Here is a 15,879-nt window from a genome sequence, read left to right as displayed (position 1 = left end):
TTCTTTCCTCCTTACCGCACGATCAGCTTGGCCATATGGGATGACGTAATCGCCTTGTCCAGATACTCCCAATGATCCTTTACTCCGTAAATGTATTTTTTCGCATATTCCTCATACCAGGTGCCTTCCTTAGCCAGCTTCTGATAGAGCGCCATGTGCTCGTCATCTTCATCATAATATGCGTCGCACGGGGCCGGATGGGTTCCAAACGGCACTTCCACCACAGCCTCTACCCACGTGTGGGGAATAAAGGTGCGATTCGGCTGACAGGTAATCTGACCATGCGGCACAATTTTTTCAACTGTTACAATCAGTCGTTGGGACGCCTTTGCCATCAGCATATCCAAATCGTCTGCATCACGATGCTCCGGCCACTGGACATTGCCATATTCATCCGCAACATATTCATGCAAAACGATAAAGTCGGTTTTCGCAGCCTTCACCGCATGATACTTTTCTCCGGTAAACGGACTTACCATTTCCACAACATCTTCCGGATTATACTTGGCCATACCGGTGCCCAGCATATCCTTTGTGGGAATGAAATCAATATTCATCGCCGCAGCCTGATACCGCGCTGCTTGCGCAACCTCAGGATAATCTCTCACATCAATTTCCCCATTTTCTACTGCACGGCGGAAATTATATGACATGCCGAACTGAAACAGGCCTGTATAAACCGCCTCAACACGCTTAACAGCGCCAACGCCGGCCAGCATATCGGTTGCCAGACCGCAAGGGTAACCATAGACCGCCAAATCCTTCTTTCCCTGACGGATCAGTTCACGCACGAACGCCATTGGCTGACGGCGTAAAATACTGCCGCCAAACGCAATCGAACTGCCGGAAGGCACCAATCGGGCCGCTTCTTCCAATGTGATCAATTTGCTCTTCATTTCTACGACCTCCATATGCAATCTGTATCAAATCACCGCATTTTCATGCAGTTTTGCAATTTCCGCCTCACTAAGCCCAATTTCCGAGAACACTTCATGGTTATGCTCTCCCAGTTTCGGGGGCGCATTTTTGCTGTCGAATTTCGTCTCGGAAAAGTGGATAACCGAACCGGCCAAAACAACTTCCTCGCCGTCTGCACGGCGATATTTCTCTATCATATTGCGATGATGCAGTTGTGGATCCTGCATCGCTTCGCCAATCGTATTCACCTTTGCACAAGGAATGCCCAGCGGCGCAATTGCACTGATAACCTCATCCGCCTCATGCTGCTTTGTCCAATTGGAAATTAACGCGTCATTAAACGCCTTGCCCGCATCGGAAGACCGCGCCGCTCTTGTCGCACCATGCTCCGGATCATCCAGCGCTTCCGGATGCCCGATATACTGCATCAAGGTTTTATAGCAATGCTCCATTCCGGCGTGGATATATACCCAACGATTGCCTTTGGCCGGATAGATGTTTGCCGGCCACATATATCTGTCATTGTTTCCGTTTCGCTTCATTTCCTGTGCCAGCATAAAGTAGTCAGGCACAGCCGTATGCAGCATAGAAAACGCCGCATCCAGAAGCGCTACGTCTACAACCTGCCCTTTTCCCGTTTGCTCCGCACTGCGCAATGCAGCCAACGTTCCAATCGCGGCATAAAGCGCGCTTGTGTAGTCCACAATATAGGTTCCCGTCATATAGGGCGCGCCGCCCGGATCTCCAGTAATGTCAACCATGCCGCTCATCGCCTGTGCCGCGCCGTCAAAGCAGGTTCTGTCGGCATACGGCCCATCCTGTCCAAAACCCGAAATCCGCGTCAAGATGATTTTGGGATTGGCCGCACGAAGCACTTCATAGCCCAGTCCCATCGCTTCCATTGTGCCGGCGCGGAAATTTTCAATTATGACATCCGATTTTTCGACGAGCTTTAGGAAAATCTGTTTTGCCTCCGGCTTGCGGAAATTGAGTGTAATACTTTTCTTATTGCGGTTATGCGCCATGAAATAGGTGCTTTCCCCATGAAATTTAGGAAGATTGCTCCGTGTCATATCTCCCTCACCAGGCTTTTCTACCTTAATAACCTCTGCGCCCATATCTCCCAGCAACATGGCACAATGCGGTCCTGATAACACACGCGCCAAATCAAGCACACGGATGCCTTTCAACGGTTTATCCATATTTCATCCTCTTTTCCGCGTTACATCATGCTCCGAATGGCCTCTTCCAGCTTTTTCGTATCCGGATAGAATGCATCCTCCAGATTCGGTGCGAAAGGAATAATAGAATCCGGCGCAGCCAAGCGCTTAACCGGCTTTTTCAGGCTGTCAAACGCCTTTTCGGTTACAATAGCACATACCTCAGCGCCGAATCCGCCAGTCAGGCAGGCTTCATGCACCGTCAGCAATCGACCTGTTTTGCGCACGGATTGCAGAATCAGTTCTTCATCCAGCGGCTTGAGCGTGCGAGGATCCAGAACCTCTACCTCAATTCCGTCCTTCTGCAGATTTTCCGCTGCCTCCAGCGCCTTATGTACCATCCAGCCGGTTGCCACAACGGTTATATCTTTTCCCTCGCGCTTGATGTCACCCTTGCCAATCGGCACCTCATATTCTTCCTCCGGCACCGCACCTTCCAGTGTTTTATATAGATGTTTCTGCTCAAAGAACAGTACCGGATTGTTGGAGCGAATCGCGGAGACCATCATTCCCTTGGCATCCGCAGGGGTCGAAGGCATCATAATTGTCAAGCCGGGCGCATTCAAGAACCACGCCTCCGGGCTTTGCGAGTGATTAAACGAATATCGTCCACCGCCGCCGTATGCTGTACGGATAACCAGCGGCACTTCCACATCCTTACCCAGAATATATCGCATTTTGCAGGCCTGATTGACAATTTGGTCTGCGCATACCGGCAGAAAGTCCGCATACATAATTTCTACTACCGGACGCTTCCCCTGCATGGCAGCGCCTACCGCCGCTCCTGTGATGGCCAACTCGGAAATCGGCGTATCCATGACTCTGTCGGCTCCAAATTTTTCAACCAGGCCGGACGTTACGCCGTAACAACCGCCATACTTTCCGATATCCTCGCCCATGAGAAATACATTTTCATCCTTAGTAAGCTCTTCCTCCATAGCGGAACGCAACGCTTCCAGATATGTCATTGTCTTCATGTTACTTTCCTCCGTCCTATGCTCATTCGTTCGCCAGCATAACATCATCACAGAAAAATTCGCTCGGATCGGGATATGGCGCGTTACGACTATATTCGATTGCATCCATCACTTCTTTTTCCACGGACTCACGAATTGCAGCCAGTTCCTCTTCGGTACTATTGCCGGTAGCAACCAGATATCCTGCGAATTTTGCAATCGGGCAATTCTGCTTCCACCGGATGATTTCCTCCTGCGTGCGGTACACATTTTTGTCGTTTCCCGAATGGCCCGACCAGCGATACGTACGGCACTCAACCAGAACCGGTCCCTTTCCGCTTCTGACATGGGTGATCGCCTCATCCATAACATTCAGAACATCCAGCACATCATATCCGTCTGCAATCAGGCCTAACATACCATAACCCACCGCACGCTCCAGGAACGAATGAATTTTGAAGTTTTCCTTAAACGGAGTCGACCATGCGTAAGAATTATTTTCAATAGCAAAAATGATAGGCAGCCCTTTTACTGCTGCAAAATTCATTGCTTCATGCACCGCGCCTTCATTGCTTGCGCCATCACCCATAATATTCAGCACAATTCGATCGCTGCCATTCATCTTAAATGCCAAAGCCGCTCCATTGGCAATGACTGAGGAGGCACCCAGAATGGGATTGGGTGGATAAATACCCTTACTCAGGTCGCCAACATGCAGCACGCGAGTACGTCCCTTTGTTTTTCCGCACTCTTTCGCAAACAGCATGCCTACCAAATCCAATGTAGTTAAACCTTTCGTAAACAAAGCACCCGGATCACGATAGGAAGGCGAAAGCACGTCATCCTCACGCAGCAGCGCTGCCAGGCCAACCGATGTGGCCTCCTCTCCCATGCTGCCGTGAATGCTGCCCAAAATGGATTTGTTCTTATTCAAAATCTCGCATTCCCGCTCAAAGATGCGGGTTTGATACATATGCCGATAAATGTCCAGCATTTTTTCCTTTGACAACTTCATTTGTGATTTCCTCCTCAGTTGACTGCCCTTACAAAGTAGTTCTCTATGACTATGTTCTCCTCATCATTTCCTCTACATCAGTGCATTTGGAATAAAGGTAATGATCGGCGGACATAGTGCGCACACAACAACCAACAGCAGCATGACCACCACAAACGGCCATATGCCGCGTATCATATCATCCATGGATATTTTTGCAATTTTCGCGTTGACGAACAGCAGCACACCAACCGGAGGCGTGATACCGCCAATCAGGATGGACACGGTTACAATAACGCCGAAGAAAATCGGGTCATAATTCATCGCCAGCGCAATCTCCTCCAGCACAGGCACGAACATAATCATGATTGCGGTTCCGTCAATGAAGAAGCCGAGGATAAACAGGAAGCCGATTACAATAAACAGCATAATGGTGGGGTTGGTAGTTAAGCTCTGCAAAAACTCTACGCACATCGCCGGGAAGTGCAGCAGAGTCAGAACATTACCAAAAACAGCTGCTGTCGACATCAGGAACAGTACGATGCCGGTGCTCTTCGCCGCATCCAGCAAAATCGCAGGCATCTGCTTCCATGTAATGGTCTTGTATAAAAACAGGCTGATGATAATCGAATACGCGGATGCCAGAACGCCGGCTTCCGTTGCCGTACATACACCGCCCACGATGCTGGCCACAATAATCAGCGGGATAACCAGCACCGGGAAGGAAAACAGAAAACTGCTCCACACATTTTTCAAGCTGAATTTCTTTTGGACTTCCGTCGCAGGATGATAGACCTTTGGCAGTACGATCATCGTCCAGATCATTTGAAATACGCCCAAAAGGATACCGGGGCCTACACCGCCCAAGAACAACGAGCCGACCGAAACACCCGTCAGCGATCCATAAAGAACCATCATAATGCTCGGTGGAATAATTGGGCCGATGGAGGAAGAAGCGGCTGTGATCGCAGCGGAAAACTTAATATCGTATCCTTCCTTTTCCATCGCCGGAACCAGCATCGATCCAATGGAGGCCGAGTCAGCCGTTGAACTGCCGGAGATGCCGGCAAAAAACATACTTGCCAACACGTTTACATGCGCCAGACCACCGCGCACGTGACCAACCAAACTGTCTGCAAATTTTACGAGTTTTGCAGTCAGCTCACCGCTGTTCATCACCGATCCGACCAATATGTAAAAGGGAATTGCCAGCACCGTAAAGGAATCCACGCCGCCGAACATTTTCGTAATCAGCTGCGTCATGGGGATGCCCTCGATCGCCAATGCCGTCATCGCAGAAATGCCGACCGAAAACGCGACCGGAACGCCAATAAAAATCATTACCAACATCATGCCAAACAGCAGGATAATCAAAGCCGTACCGCTCATAATTGCTCGATCGCCTCCTCATCTGCATTCTTGATCGGCTTTTTAGACCGAAAATCCTGTACCAAAACAATGATTTTTTCCAGCAGCATGCAAAATGCGCCGAGAGGCATACAAATGTAGATAATCTGCATTGTGACCCCGAGAGACGCTGTCATTTGGCCTGCATTTGCCATACACACCTTGAACCCATAGACCAGCATGACTGTCAAGAAACCGATGACCAAAACATCACTAACCAAAGCCATGATTCTGCGAACCGAATCCGGCACACGGGTAATCAGCACCTCAATGACAATTTCGTCCCTTTGTTGGATATTCACTGCGTTTATCAGCATTACCATCCACACCATTGCGAAACGGCTCAGCTCCATACTCCAGGACACTGCCGGCATGCCCGGTATGACACGCACCACAATACCAATCAGCGTTGCCACCACCAATGCTGTATAGCAGATATACATGATCACCCGTTCTGCCCGCCGCAAAGCGTTTAAAAAGATCACGAAATACCACACCTCCTTATTTCATTGTCGGAATCCATTCTGATGCGCGAACCGCATGGCGGAGGATGTGATTTTCCTCCCGATATCCCCCGCCATATGCGTAATCACACCTAAGTTTTTTATTCTATCGTGAGCATCTTTTCATAAATCGCGCCTACGTCGTCTCCCAGCGACTTGGCGTAATCACTTGCGTAATCCTTTACTGCTGCTCGGAACTCTTCCATTGCTTCCTCTGTCGGATAGATGACATTAACGCCTTCATCAATCAGTTCCTGCAGCGTCTCTTCTTCGTCCTTGCCAATCTCTTCATTTCCTCGGATAACCATATCCTTGCCGACATCCAGCATCAGGGTCTGCAGATCCTCCGGAAGCGAATTGAACTTTTCCAGATTCATGACCGGGATACCCTGAACACAGATGATATTGTACATCGTAAGGTTTTTGGCTACTTCGTACCAGCCCTTCGTTTTGATCATATCCAGATCGCCGCCGCCCGCTTGTACAACACCGGTTTGCAGCGCCGTATACAGCTCACTCACATCCAGCGGAGTCGGATCCGCGCCCAGGGTTTCAAACAAACCGAGGAAATAATCGGTATTCAGTGTTCTTTTCTTCAATCCTGCCATATCGCTAAGCTGATAAACCGGCTTAACGGAAATCAGCTGTCGTGTTCCTTGATAAGAATGGTACAGCGGCTTAAATCCGGTCTCTTCAATCATTGCGCTGGCCTCATCCCAAACCGCGTCCAGAACACGCGCTGCATGCTCCTCATCCTTATACAGGAAAGGCGGATTGGTCAGAATCTCTGCAACCGGTGCATATACCGTCAGATCGCCCGAACCACCCCAAAACATATCCAACGTTCCTGCATAGCAGCTTTCTGCAATCTCACGAGCAGAGCCCATGCTGCTATCCCAAAAACACTCAAAAGTCAAACGTCCGCCGGACTCTTCCTCCAGACGGTCAAAATACTCTTGTACCAATTTCTCAATACCATGATCAGAGGATCGAACGGTTGCATATTTGATGAGATAAGTCTCGCCGTCACCGCTCTGGCCTTCACTTTGCGTGCCGGCCGAATTATTATTACCGCAACCGGTCAACACCGCAGCTGCCGTAGCACATGCCAATAACATTGCCAAAAATCTTTTCTTCATATCAAATCCTCCTCCACGTAACACCATTCTTTTCATCACCTATACACCATACAGGAACTGCATATGCTTTTTATCCCCTCCTATCGTGCCACTCACCAAAAGGTACTTTATCGAACCTTATTTCTGGCATGACACCTGTATTGCATGCGCATTGAAGTTTGTTTTTTTCTCTTATTGTTCTTTTATTTCCTTAACAGAACATTATCATACCTACAGCATAAAATCAAGAGTTTTTTAACAATTATTGCATTAATTTTTCTATATATGTAACTAATTTTAATCCTCTATTTTCTATTTCTTATATCATAATACATAATTTTACTTTTATTTTTCTCTTTAGGTTCGTTTTTGTTCGTTTTCTTCGAGATAGCTATTGCTATTTTAGAATTCGGATGATATAATATGAAATGTTTACCGGGTACTATAATTTAAAGAGGTGAATGTTATGCGTACAAAACGGCTTGAAACCATTACAAGCGTGCTGGAATCACAAGGAAACGTCGAAGTTTCCGAACTAAGCGCGCTTTTGAAGGTCACCGAAAAAACCATACGTCAAGACCTTACCACTCTCGAAAAAATGGGGCTTGCCGTTCGTGTACATGGCGGCGCCACCCTGCCGAGCGGTATTAGCGAAATCTACCCCATCCCATCGCGCAAGCAAAAGCATTTGGACGAAAAAAAAGAGATTGCAAGCAAGGCAATCTCTCTTATCGACGACGGCGATATTATCATTTTGGATTCAGGCTCCACTACGCTTGAGTTGGCAAAACTTCTGGATAAGCAGGTTATTGTCATCACCAACGACCCGATTATCGCCCACACTTTGCTCTATAACGAGAAAATCACACTTTTTTCTACCGGCGGGAAGTTACGAAGAGAATTTGGCTTTACCTACGCTGGTCGGGATGCAATTCGGATGCTTAATAATTATCACGCCAATAAATGTTTTATCGGCACCAGCGCCTTTGACACCGAGCAGGGATTGATGGTCTTTTCATCCGAAGAGGGGGAAGTGAAACGTGCGATTATGCGCGCTTCTGCACAAACCATTTGCCTGGCAGATTACAGCAAATTCAATAAGACCGCATTCTTCACTTTTGCCGCTCCCTCTGAAATTGACACAATCGTTACAGATAACCGAATCACCGAACAAGATCTGCATGTTTTACAATCGCTTGGCATCCGTATCATCACACCAAATTCGGACAGATAACAAGATAACCTGCCGACAGACGCCTATTGTCTTCCTGCCCCGCATCGATGCTGTCCTGTTGGAAACAATCCAGTTCCGATTGACGCCTACGCATCTCCTGCTTTAAATCCATCCAGTCAAAAACCCCAAAAGTCAAAGACTTTCGGGGTTTTTGAATTTTTTAATAAAGTTTATTGCTTGTTGGGGAAAAGAATGGAATAGAAAGCATTGGCCGGGAGCGGCTTGCTGTAATAATATCCTTGCCCGTAGTCACATCCCATGGAACGGATTAACGCCTCATCCTCCTTTGTTTCAACGCCCTCTGCGACTGTCTCAATTCCCAGTTTTTTTGCCATTGCAAAGATGGAAAGCAGCACTTCATATTGGGAAGTTCTTTGTTCCTGTCTTAAATCCATCAAGAACATCCGATCCAATTTTATCTGATCAATATGCAGTTTTCCTAATGTATTCAAGGATGAATAACCAGAGCCAAAATCATCCATAGACACGCGGAATCCGACCTCATTAAGATGCGCAATGGTATCATTCAACTCCGTGCTATTTTCAAAGGCCAGACCTTCCAAAATTTCCAGCACAATGTACTGCGGCGATACCTGATAGCGGGATGTAATTTCCAGCAAATCTTCCACATAATTATCACTGACAAAAAGTGATTTTGTCTGATTAATCGAGATAGTTATAGGAGAAATCCCGGCATCCATCCAGCTGCGCAGCAGTTGGCAGGCTTTTTCCAGCATGTAAAGGTCTAGTTGCTTGCAAAATCCGTTCTGCTCAAACAGAGGGACAAATTGATTGGGAAAAAGAAGCCCACGTTCTTTTGTTTGCCAACGCACTAACGCTTCCGCGCTATCTATTTGACCAGTGTGCAGATTCATCTTCGGCTGAAGATAGATTTGGTATTCATTCTCTGCAAGCGCTCGATGCATATTTGCTTCAATGTATTGTCGCAGCTGCTCCTCCCTGTGCATGGATTCATTGTACATGCATACGATAGATCCAGTTTCTCGCTTTGCATGTGCCAATGCCACAATCAGGCAATTTAAATTTGTATGGGTGTTGGATAGATCCGGGGAGGTAATGGAAGAAACCGCACCGCAGTACATAGAAATCTGGTAACCATCTAACAAATCCTCTGCCATTGCTTTTATCTGCGATTGGATTTTTTCCACCCGGCGATTGATATCCTCCAGCAGATAGTCCGAAACCGTAAGATAGAAGCAATCGCCGGAGGGCCGGCAGAGTAACTCATCCTCCCTCAGATTGGCGGCTAAGATATCTTTTATCTTACAGAGAAGCTGATCTGCCCTGTGTGTTCCATAGGTATCATTGATATACTTGAAATTATGAATATTTAAAGCAATCAGCGCCCCAGGCTCACCGCGTGCAATCTTCTGCTCCATAAGCTTACAAAAATATGTGCGATTATATGCGCCTGTTAATTCATCATAAATGGAAAGATGCAGCACTTTGTTCTCACTAACCAGTGTTTTATATGCCATTTTTTTGTGGTAAATATAGAAGACAAACACACCTATAACCAAAATGACACTGATAGAGATAACCACAATAGCCGCTCTGTTTGCCAAGAGCCACTCTTTTGGAGTGTACTCCATTTCATCCAAAAGGTAAGTCGACAGACGCTCTTGTGTTTCCTGATCGCTTATAGAACTGGCGAACTGATTTAGCAGAGAAACCATTTTACCGGCTTCGGGAAGAGTATTTATCACTGCAGCTGCATAACAAAATTCCTTTGCATCAGCCCAGTCAGTCACAATGTCATCATAAACAACTGCTTTGCGAAGGTAATAATTTAAGGAATAACCATCAATCCACGTATAACAATTATTATCGGACAACACATTTTCCAAGGCTTCCTCTGTGTTCATATTAAATCCCAGTATGTGTTTCTCTGCATCATCAATGTGTTGCGCAGAACAAGTCCGAATGGCATAACTGCGATAATAAGGGAGCGACAGGCAGATCCCATTTTCATAGGAAAGTGCAGAATCCGTTGCGATACAAGCAATCAAATCCACTTGTCCGGTATTCACCAGTTCAGTTGCCGCACTCAAATCATCTTCTATCACTGCCTCATATTGCAGTCCAACGCTCTTGGCAAAGTCATCGAAGTACTCTACGGCAAATCCTTTCAGCTGACCATCCTGAATATATTGAAATGGTGCATTCCCCGTGAAAAACAACACGTGAAGGGTTCCCAACGACTGAACATATTCCAGTTCTTCCCCTGATGCACGGAAATGATCGGAAGAATCAAGGAAATAGCGCTCATACAGTTCTTTCTGCAGATTTTCATAGGAAACAGACACAATCTCCAAGGCAGAATTGAGCTGCGGAAGCAAATCCTCTCGTTCGGGGGATAATGCAAAATAATAAGGAGAAGGAGAAAATCGCCCAATACTCATCAAACCATCCAGCATAGAAATGTCCACCTGAAGCACTGCATCTGCTTCACCATTAAAGACCGCATTTATCATTTCTTCGTTGGTCTCATACTCGATCACTTCATAAGTGAAACCGTTGACCTTTGCATATTGATCAAAAAGCTCCATTCTCGCTGCCATTCCAGGATAGGACGCAATGACAATTCCATCCCAATCAGAAAAATCTTCCACAATATAATCGGAATCATCCCGGACTGTCAGAACGGTATAGGTATATCCATAGCTGTAGTCAGGGTAGAGAAACATCTCATCCAAGACTGCATTACGGTTCATGGTGCCCATCATATCAATTTCACCATTTTCCAGCTGATCCAACAGCGTAGATAACTGGGTATCCAAATCTCCCTCTGCTTGGACATACTCAATCTGCCAATTCGTAAATAGCTCAAGCTGGTCCAAATAATCTACCAGATATCCGGCGTAATTTCCATCTTCATCAATATAGGATATCCCCGCTTGAATAGGAAAGCCCACGCGCACAACGGTTTCAGATGGAGTCTGTGCAAAAGCGGCAGCACAATGACAGAGCAACGTTATACTGACAACCAGAAACGCCACCATATTTTGTAAATATTTCATATCGGCCACATCTCTCTGTCAATAATTTTCGCGTTATTTTTCTTTATTCTACTCCGGTTAGACACATAAGTCAATTATTGTCACTTTTCGACAAATTTAAGAAGAAATAGCAAAAATTCTGATAGAGCAATCTGATAAAACAGAAAACAGCCTTATGATAACAATGAAAGCAAACCATCTTCGCTTTCAAATAAAGACCCACCAGTCATTTTACGAGCAAACTGCACCCAATTTGTTTGATAACACGTTCTACTGGATAGTACGGGGGCGGATTCATACCATGGAGCAAAGTTAAAACTGTTTTCATTGCAGAAGAAATGCACCTAGTCCGATATGGTTTCCTGCGTGTTTTGCGGCGTCCTGGCTCTCCTGCTCGGAGCGTAAGGGCGGGCAGCCGATGATGAAAGACGGGAAACTTTTCCTCAAAAGCAGGATGGTCTTATTCTTTCTTCCGTGTAAAGAAAATTCCAGCGATTGCACCAAGAAAGATAATCGGCGCTACTCTGACAAACAGCCATTCCAATGAATGAAATGCCACTCCGAGAACGGCGGTTTCAGGGTCACTATAATCCCACCCCAAGTAAGGACTTTTTAACAGAAATAGGATTACAGAAATTGCTGCTATGGCTATACATAATGAGATAAAAAACCAATGCAGAATCCTTTGCCTTGTCGTTTTTCTCTGCGCAAGTTGCAAGTTAATCACCTCCAGCTTTTCGGAAATCGCCTTTAAGCCATCAACCTCCGACTCAATGACGGTTTCTCCAAGCAATGTGCTCACAGGTGTTTCAAGCACTTCCGATATGGAGATTAACATATCAGAATCGGGAACTGACAATCCCGTTTCCCTTAATTAAAGATATTGTTGGGTAAAAAAGAAAGGTCAGTCGATTTTGCCGATGAAGCGGTAGTAGATTTCTACTTCCTGCTCACGGCTTCCGTCCTCGCCCTTGACAGCTTCGTGGACGGTTATTTTTTCAATTAGAGTGGTCAGAAGTTCGGCGGTCAGCTCCACAGGGTTGACATACTGTTTCATTAGGGCAATCCACTTTTCAGCATCCGCTGCGGTCTGTACGGCGGCTTCCATCATTTCGTGAAGCTGTCTTATTTTTGTTTCAAGCTCCTTTTGCTCGTTCTGGTACTTCTCGGACAGCATATTGAAATTATACTCGGTTATGCGTCCGGCAGACCAGTCCTCATACATTTTAGCAAACAGCCCGTCAACCTCGGCTTTACGCTTTTCCGCCTTTTTCAGCTCCGCAGCCTGCTTTTTCTTCGCAGAGTTTCTTTCTCTGTCGCTGGCATTGAGCAGCCGTTTCAGCAGCTTGTCCTCGTCTTTCTGTGCCAGCATAGACCAGTATTGCAGTCTTGCAAGCACATAGGCATACAGTACATCATAACGGATATAGTGCATGGAACACTGGCGTAATCCCTGTCCGTTCTTGCTGCAATGGTAGTACCCGTATGGGTTCTTATTCTGCTTGTTTTCCCCATAGGCTAAAGACCATCCGCAGTCTGCACATTTTATCAATCCTGCGAAAATCTGTGTCGTACCGTTTCTGCGTTTCCTGCGTCTGCTTGCAATCAGCTCTTGAACTTTTTGGAACACTTCTTCGGAAATGATGGCTTCGTGGGTATTTTCCACACGATACCATTCTTCCTGCGGCTTCCGCACCTTTTTCTTGTTCTTGAATGAAATGTTGCTCTGCTTGTTGTGAACACTGTGACCGATGTAGGTTTCCTCTTTCAAAATGCTCTTGACCTGTGCTATCGTCCACGCATAGGCTTTTTCTGCGGGCGCACCGGCGTAGATATTGGCGAAAGTCCCATATCTTTCATAGTTCAGCCAGCCGGGGGTAGGTACTTTTTCTTCCACCAGAATCCGTGTAACGCTGCATTTTCCGTTTTTCCCGTTCCAGCAGGACAGTGGTTTTTTCATATTCCTGCTTTAACTGTTCCAAAGATTTTTCCATGTTCTCACATCCTTTGCTGATAAGATAAAGAAAGACCATCCGCAGACAGTCTGTGTGTCAGTGCTTCTATAAAACCCGATGAAAAGGGAAAACCGCAGAGCGGATTTCTCTTTTCGGCGGGTACACAGGGGATAGCTGCTTTAGCGGCGCAAGGGGGTGTAGCCACCTTGTCGGAGCGAAGCGAACGCAGACCTCGGATTGCTGATTTTATCAGCGGCAGAGGTAAGCTCCGCAGGACGCACGATACATGGTCTTTAGACTATGTATAGAAGTGCGCCTTTAGTTCCTAAGGGATTTTGCCGTTTCCGGCAGTCTTGCCCTTTTTCTTGGAACGCTTGGAAAGATACTTCGGGCAGTCAACCACAACCGCCCGGAAGCTCTGTTTACATTCGTGCTGGCATTTCCGGCACAGTTCGTTGTAAGTGATACGGCTGCGGTCATTTAAGAAGAAAGACCATTCCAGCCGTCGCTTGTTGCTCATTCTTGCCATAACCGGCTCCTTTCTCCGTTTCTATCTGATGTACGCAGATAGGCTGTTTTGGTGTAGCGTTTCGGTATCATTTTTAAGTTTTTTTCCCTCTGTATGCCCCTTTGGAAAGTGCGGCAGTATTGCAGTCAGGGGATAATACCTCACGCTTTTTTGTCACTTCTCGGTACGGTTTCGGAGCCTTTTGCCATCCATTCAAAGAAAGCAATTTTGCTGACCTTGATAAGCCTGCCCCTGCGGAACGCCGGAAAGCCGGGTGTGTGTACCAGCTCATAGGCGCTCGCTCTTGAAATTCCCATAATCCGCTGAATGTCCGCCACATCCAGAACCAGCGGTAAATCCTCGTAGCTGTTCAATCTCTTTTTATCGTTCATTCTGTTCCTCCCATAAATCAAATAGATTAAAATGCTTCCTGTTGCCGTTCTCCCCAAAAGCCGTTTTCCTGCCCCATTCCTGCGGTGTTTCCCTGCATTGGTGCGCCGGATGCGTCACTTCTCCTGCCGGTCATATCCCTTTTGGACGGTCATTCACTTGTCAATGTACTGTTTGGTACAAAATTACCAACTGCAATCATCATAGCGCACTATCCTTGACAAAACAATGCTTCTGCGATACCATGAGTGTAACGGATATAACTGAATTATATAATTACCATAATCAAAGGCAGGAGATAGGGATGGAGAATCAGTTTATACGGCATGAGCCATGTTTTGAGAGGATTTTGTTTGTCCTGACGCTGGACAGGAAGAAAATGAAAGAGCGGATTTTGATTGGGGAAGAACAGCAGATCCGCTTCCAGCTGAACGGGAGCCAAAACGCAGAGGTGCTTTGTGATATGACACGCCCGCTGGGAACTTTTTTGATAAACTTTGAGCGTGACACGGACAGAGACTGGAACTTATACGGGCTTTCTCCGCTGCGGCAAGCCCTCCACTCCAACCGATGGAAACAGCCGGAGCTGGAACAGGCGGCAAGCGAATTTCTCTGGGGAAAATATCTTAGCAACGATCCTCTGAAAATGTATGTGGCGTTCCGTATCTGGAACAGCTATCTGCTTGCCAGAGAACCCCGTGACCGTAACGCTGCCTGTGACCGCTTCATGGATAAAATGAGCAGCCTGACCGGGGTATTCCATAACGAAGCCATGAGCTTTGACAGGGAGACAGGAAAACCGAAACATTTTCAAGCTGGCAGCCTTTATTTCAAAGGCGCACCGTCAGAAGATACCCGGCTTGACCTCTGGTTCCCGGACAACCGGCGCACAGAAGAATGTGTGTCTGCCTATGCGTCCCTCTACCCGTTGATTACCTATTATCTGAACAGGCTGAATGACTGGGGGCTTTGCTTCCGGCGGTGCAAGGTCTGTGGAAAATATTTTCTGGCAAAGAGCCAGCGGTATGAGCTGTGCAGCGACAAGTGCCGAAAAGCACAGGTGCTTCAAAACAAGCGGGAATTTGACGAGAGGGCAAGAGAAAATAACTATGACCTGCTTTATAAAAATGAATGCCAGAACTGGCGCAATAAGATCAACAAAGCGAAGAGGACAGCGGGATTCCCGGCTGACCAGCTGGAAGAAATGCTGACTGCTTTTGAAGCGTTCAAGAAAGAAGCATTGAAGAGAAAAAAGGCTGTAAAAGAAAAGACAGCCAGCCCGAAAGAATTTACGGACTGGCTGTATCAGCAGAGTAATATTATAATAAATTTATCAGTCTATTGATTTTATACTTTCCTGACGGCAAAAGTTTGAGCGTTTTTTGAGATTTGGCTGTTACGATAAATATTATGAATTGCAAATGGAGATGATAGCATGAAACAAAGGCTTCTTATTGTTGATGATGAACCGGGAATTGTAGATATGATGGCGAGTTATTTTTCTTCTCAATATGAGGTGTTGACCGCTTATTGCGGAAATGAAGTACTTCAAAAATTAGCAAGACAGCCCGATTTAATCCTGCTCGACATCAATATGCCGGACATAGACGGATTGACCCTTTGTCAGAAAATTCGGGAGCTTATTACTTGCCCCAT

The 15,879-nt window shown here is 46.5% G+C and carries 13 protein-coding genes and 2 pseudogenes; 3 read left to right on the top strand and 12 right to left on the bottom strand.

The annotated features are described in order from the left end of the window. Positions 1–11: 11 nt before the first annotated feature. The 7 genes from ACTQ34_RS06395 to ACTQ34_RS06365 form a co-directional block, all read right to left on the bottom strand. Complete coding sequence (locus tag ACTQ34_RS06395) at positions 12–896, bottom strand: CoA transferase subunit A (RefSeq protein ID WP_441363042.1); 885 nt, start codon at positions 894–896, stop codon at positions 12–14. 27 nt (positions 897–923) lie between these two features. After that, positions 924–2,120, bottom strand: coding sequence for a CaiB/BaiF CoA transferase family protein (locus ACTQ34_RS06390; RefSeq protein WP_441363041.1), 1,197 nt, complete (start codon positions 2,118–2,120; stop codon positions 924–926). 20 nt (positions 2,121–2,140) lie between these two features. Beyond that, positions 2,141–3,115 carry an alpha-ketoacid dehydrogenase subunit beta gene (locus tag ACTQ34_RS06385; protein WP_441363040.1) on the bottom strand — a complete coding sequence of 325 codons (975 nt, stop codon included), beginning with the start codon at positions 3,113–3,115 and terminating at the stop codon, positions 2,141–2,143. Positions 3,116–3,137: 22 nt separating this feature from the next. Further along, positions 3,138–4,109, bottom strand: coding sequence for a thiamine pyrophosphate-dependent dehydrogenase E1 component subunit alpha (locus tag ACTQ34_RS06380; protein ID WP_441363039.1), 972 nt, complete (start codon positions 4,107–4,109; stop codon positions 3,138–3,140). A gap of 72 nt (positions 4,110–4,181) precedes the next feature. Then, positions 4,182–5,477 (bottom strand): TRAP transporter large permease, encoded by a 1,296-nt coding sequence (locus ACTQ34_RS06375; RefSeq protein ID WP_441363038.1) that lies wholly within the window; start codon positions 5,475–5,477, stop codon positions 4,182–4,184. Next, entirely contained in the window at positions 5,474–5,980 is a 507-nt protein-coding gene (locus ACTQ34_RS06370; RefSeq protein ID WP_441363037.1) for a TRAP transporter small permease, read from the bottom strand. Before ACTQ34_RS06370 ends, ACTQ34_RS06375 begins: the two co-directional genes overlap by 4 nt. Before the next feature lie 119 nt (positions 5,981–6,099). Beyond that, the gene (locus tag ACTQ34_RS06365; protein WP_441363036.1) at positions 6,100–7,137 is read right to left on the bottom strand and encodes a TRAP transporter substrate-binding protein; all 1,038 of its coding nucleotides are present in this window, start codon (positions 7,135–7,137) and stop codon (positions 6,100–6,102) included. 445 nt (positions 7,138–7,582) lie between these two features. Here ACTQ34_RS06365 and ACTQ34_RS06360 point away from each other — a divergent pair, with 445 nt between their 5' ends. Next, entirely contained in the window at positions 7,583–8,350 is a 768-nt protein-coding gene (locus ACTQ34_RS06360; protein ID WP_441363035.1) for a DeoR/GlpR family DNA-binding transcription regulator, read from the top strand. A gap of 170 nt (positions 8,351–8,520) precedes the next feature. Here the strand turns inward: ACTQ34_RS06360 and ACTQ34_RS06355 are convergent, their stop codons facing one another. The 5 genes and pseudogenes from ACTQ34_RS06355 to ACTQ34_RS06335 all read right to left on the bottom strand — a co-directional run bounded on the left by ACTQ34_RS06355 (position 8,521) and on the right by ACTQ34_RS06335 (position 14,225). Further along, the gene (locus ACTQ34_RS06355; protein ID WP_441363034.1) at positions 8,521–11,391 is read right to left on the bottom strand and encodes an EAL domain-containing protein; all 2,871 of its coding nucleotides are present in this window, start codon (positions 11,389–11,391) and stop codon (positions 8,521–8,523) included. Positions 11,392–11,830: 439 nt separating this feature from the next. Continuing rightward, a pseudogene (locus ACTQ34_RS06350) lies at positions 11,831–12,238 on the bottom strand (helix-turn-helix domain-containing protein); the annotation flags it as partial. 36 nt (positions 12,239–12,274) lie between these two features. Continuing rightward, a pseudogene (locus ACTQ34_RS06345) lies at positions 12,275–13,294 on the bottom strand (DUF4368 domain-containing protein); the annotation flags it as partial. Positions 13,295–13,650: 356 nt separating this feature from the next. Then, on the bottom strand, positions 13,651–13,854 hold the full coding sequence (locus tag ACTQ34_RS06340) for a hypothetical protein (RefSeq protein ID WP_071422045.1): 204 nt from the start codon (positions 13,852–13,854) through the stop codon (positions 13,651–13,653). Between the two features lie 140 nt (positions 13,855–13,994). Continuing rightward, positions 13,995–14,225 carry a helix-turn-helix domain-containing protein gene (locus tag ACTQ34_RS06335; protein ID WP_004614947.1) on the bottom strand — a complete coding sequence of 77 codons (231 nt, stop codon included), beginning with the start codon at positions 14,223–14,225 and terminating at the stop codon, positions 13,995–13,997. 302 nt (positions 14,226–14,527) lie between these two features. Here ACTQ34_RS06335 and ACTQ34_RS06330 point away from each other — a divergent pair, with 302 nt between their 5' ends. Beyond that, entirely contained in the window at positions 14,528–15,568 is a 1,041-nt protein-coding gene (locus ACTQ34_RS06330) for a DUF6076 domain-containing protein (protein WP_441363033.1), read from the top strand. A gap of 90 nt (positions 15,569–15,658) precedes the next feature. Beyond that, positions 15,659–15,879: response regulator transcription factor (locus tag ACTQ34_RS06325; RefSeq protein WP_441363032.1), on the top strand; the 221-nt coding region annotated here is incomplete at its 3' end.

The sequence above is a fragment of the Agathobaculum sp. LCP25S3_E8 genome (assembly GCF_052117165.1).
Taxonomy (GTDB): Bacteria; Bacillota; Clostridia; order Oscillospirales; family Butyricicoccaceae; genus Agathobaculum.
This window is presented reverse-complemented; position numbering and strand designations above follow the sequence as displayed.

What these genes read in the sequence shown, in the direction of transcription:
- ACTQ34_RS06390 (WP_441363041.1), bottom strand. Translation starts at nt 2,120, where the DNA reads ATGGATAAACCGTTGAAAGGCATCCGTGTGCTTGATTTGGCGCGTGTG.
- ACTQ34_RS06355 (WP_441363034.1), bottom strand. Translation starts at nt 11,391, where the DNA reads ATGAAATATTTACAAAATATGGTGGCGTTTCTGGTTGTCAGTATAACG.
- ACTQ34_RS06330 (WP_441363033.1), top strand. Translation starts at nt 14,528, where the DNA reads ATGGAGAATCAGTTTATACGGCATGAGCCATGTTTTGAGAGGATTTTG.
- ACTQ34_RS06360 (WP_441363035.1), top strand. Translation starts at nt 7,583, where the DNA reads ATGCGTACAAAACGGCTTGAAACCATTACAAGCGTGCTGGAATCACAA.
- ACTQ34_RS06375 (WP_441363038.1), bottom strand. Translation starts at nt 5,477, where the DNA reads ATGAGCGGTACGGCTTTGATTATCCTGCTGTTTGGCATGATGTTGGTA.
- ACTQ34_RS06365 (WP_441363036.1), bottom strand. Translation starts at nt 7,137, where the DNA reads ATGAAGAAAAGATTTTTGGCAATGTTATTGGCATGTGCTACGGCAGCT.
- ACTQ34_RS06340 (WP_071422045.1), bottom strand. Translation starts at nt 13,854, where the DNA reads ATGGCAAGAATGAGCAACAAGCGACGGCTGGAATGGTCTTTCTTCTTA.
- ACTQ34_RS06335 (WP_004614947.1), bottom strand. Translation starts at nt 14,225, where the DNA reads ATGAACGATAAAAAGAGATTGAACAGCTACGAGGATTTACCGCTGGTT.
- ACTQ34_RS06380 (WP_441363039.1), bottom strand. Translation starts at nt 4,109, where the DNA reads ATGAAGTTGTCAAAGGAAAAAATGCTGGACATTTATCGGCATATGTAT.
- ACTQ34_RS06395 (WP_441363042.1), bottom strand. Translation starts at nt 896, where the DNA reads ATGAAGAGCAAATTGATCACATTGGAAGAAGCGGCCCGATTGGTGCCT.
- ACTQ34_RS06385 (WP_441363040.1), bottom strand. Translation starts at nt 3,115, where the DNA reads ATGAAGACAATGACATATCTGGAAGCGTTGCGTTCCGCTATGGAGGAA.